The organism is Rhodococcus sp. R1101 (genome assembly GCF_000278445.1).
GTDB classification, from domain to species: Bacteria; Actinomycetota; Actinomycetes; order Mycobacteriales; family Mycobacteriaceae; genus Rhodococcus; species Rhodococcus gordoniae.
Genome location: NZ_AJVB01000524.1, coordinates 1 through 2,538, shown reverse-complemented (window position 1 = coordinate 2,538; position 2,538 = coordinate 1). Strand labels below are relative to the sequence as shown.

Genomic DNA, 2,538 nt, shown 5'->3' with positions numbered 1-2,538 from the left:
ACTACAGCGTCTCCGACCGTCTCGCCCGTGAGCTCCCCGGCGGCTGGAAGCCGAACCAGTACTCCAACCCGGGTGGCCCGGCGAGCCACTACGAGACCACCGGGCCGGAGATCTGGAACGACACCGACGGCAGGATCACGCACTTCGTGGCGGGCGTCGGCACCGGTGGCACCATCTCCGGCACCGGCCGGTACCTCAAGGAGGTCTCCAACGGTGCGGTGAAGGTCGTCGGCGTCGATCCCGAGGGCTCGGTGTACTCGGGGGGCACCGGCCGGCCGTATCTCGTCGAGGGTGTCGGTGAGGACTTCTGGCCCACCGCCTACGACCCGTCGATCCCGGACGAGATCATCGCCGTCTCCGACGCCGACTCGTTCGAGATGACCCGTCGCCTCGCCCGTGAGGAAGGGCTGCTCGTCGGCGGCTCGTGCGGCATGGCCGTCGTCGCCGCACTGCGGGTCGCCGAGCGCGAAGGCCCCGACGCGGTCGTCGTCGTGCTGCTGCCCGACGGTGGCCGCGGCTACATGTCGAAGATCTTCAACGACAAGTGGATGGCCAGTTACGGCTTCCTCCGTGCACCGCTCGACGGTAAGCCCGACGACTCCACCGTCGGTGACGTGCTGCGCGGCAAGAGCGGCGACCTGCCCGATCTCGTGCACACCCACCCCTCCGAGACGGTGCGCGACGCCATCGAGATCCTCCGCGAGTACGGCGTGTCGCAGATGCCGGTCGTGGGCGCCGAGCCGCCCGTCACCGCAGGTGAGGTCGCCGGCTCGGTCAGCGAACGCGAACTGCTCAGCGCCGTCTTCGAAGGTCGCGCGAACCTCGCCGATCCGGTCGAGAAGCACATGAGCCCGCCCCTGCCGAACATCGGCGTGGGTGAGTCCATCGACGCCGCCACCAAGGCGTTCGGCGACACCGATGCGCTCATGGTGATCGACGACGGCAAGCCCGTCGGCGTCATCACCCGCCACGACCTGCTCGGATTCATCTCTCAAGGCCGATAGGACACAGATCTTCATGACCGACCAGAACCAGCACGGTTTCGCGACCCGCGCCATCCACGCCGGGTACGAGCCCGATCCGCAGACCGGTGCCGTCAACGTGCCGATCTACGCGTCGTCGACCTTCGCCCAGGACGGCGTCGGCGAGATGCGCAACGGCTTCGAGTACGCCCGCACCGGCAACCCCACCCGGCGTCCCCTCGAGGCGAACCTGGCAGCGCTCGAGAACGGCGCCTACGGTCGCGCGTTCGGCTCGGGTATGGCCGCCACCGACTGCCTGCTCCGTTCGGTGCTGCGTCCGGGCGACCACCTGGTCATCCCCAACGACGCCTACGGCGGCACCTTCCGCCTCATCGACAAGGTGTTCACGCAGTGGGGGATCGAGTACACCCCGGCCGCGGTCAACGACGCCGACGAGGTGCGCGCGGCCGTCCGCCCGAACACCAAGCTCGTGTGGGTCGAGACGCCCACCAACCCGCTGCTCAACATCGGCGACATCTCGGCGCTCGCCGACATCGCGCACGAGGGCGGCGCCAAGCTCGTCGTCGACAACACCTTCGCGTCGCCCTACCTGCAGCAGCCGATCACCTTCGGTGCCGACGTGGTGCTGCATTCGACCACCAAGTACATCGGTGGGCACTCCGACGTGGTCGGCGGCGCGCTGGTGACGAACGACGAAGAGCTCGACACCGCCTTCGCGTTCCTGCAGAACGGCGCGGGTGCCGTGCCGGGTCCGTTCGACGCCTTCCTCACGCTGCGCGGCATCAAGACGCTCGCGGTGCGGATGGAGAAGCACTCCGACAACGCCGAGAAGCTCGTCGACTTCCTGTCGGGACACCCCGCCGTGAGCAAGGTGCTGTACCCGGGGCTCGAATCGCATCCGGGCCACGAGTACGCGGCTCGGCAGATGCGTCGCTTCGGTGGCATGATCTCCGTGCGCCTCGCCGGGGGCCGCCAGGCCGCGCTGGACTTCTGCAAGCGCACCGAGATCTTCACCCTCGCCGAGTCGCTCGGTGGCGTGGAGTCGCTCATCGAGCATCCGGGCGCGATGACCCACGCCTCCACAGCAGGCTCGCTGCTCGAGGTCCCCGAGGATCTCGTCCGCCTGTCGGTGGGCATCGAGGACGCCGCCGACCTGCTCGCCGACGTCGAGCAGGCACTCGGCTGACGGGCCCGTCCGGGTAACTCGCACGAGAACACGAGAAGAAGGCGTCCTCCGGGGCGCCTTCTTCTCGTTGCGTCCGCATGAAGAGAACGGTCCCTGTGTGAGTGCCGGATCCACGACCGTTGCGATCACCACACCGACCGGAAATACCGGTCGCCATGTTCTGCGTCCGGTCGTGCAGGTGAAGGTCGTGGGCGACGTGCGGAGAAACCGCATCGTCCCCGGAAGCAGTGCCGCGGGCCGTACGATCCAGTGGTGACGGACAGCGAACATCCCGAATCCGCCCTGTGGGACACCGTGCTCGACACCGTACGGCGCCACGGACCCATGACGATCGACGAGGTGGCCGACCATCTCGAAGACCACGGATTC

Annotated in this window: 2 protein-coding genes; both read left to right on the top strand. The window is 68.2% G+C overall.

Going from position 1 to position 2,538, the window contains the following annotated elements:
• Positions 1 to 1,004: pyridoxal-phosphate dependent enzyme (locus R1101_RS0120980; protein ID WP_016935233.1), on the top strand; the 1,004-nt coding region annotated here is incomplete at its 5' end.
• A 13-nt stretch (positions 1,005 to 1,017) separates the two neighbouring features.
• A complete protein-coding gene (locus tag R1101_RS0120975) occupies positions 1,018 to 2,169 on the top strand; it encodes a cystathionine gamma-synthase (protein WP_016935232.1) in 1,152 nt (383 codons plus the stop codon).
• The last annotated feature ends 369 nt before the right edge of the window (positions 2,170 to 2,538 follow it).

Bases quoted from the DNA above. Each gene is read 5' to 3' on its own strand.
- R1101_RS0120975 (WP_016935232.1), top strand. From the start codon at position 1,018: ATGACCGACCAGAACCAGCACGGTTTCGCGACCCGCGCCATCCACGCC.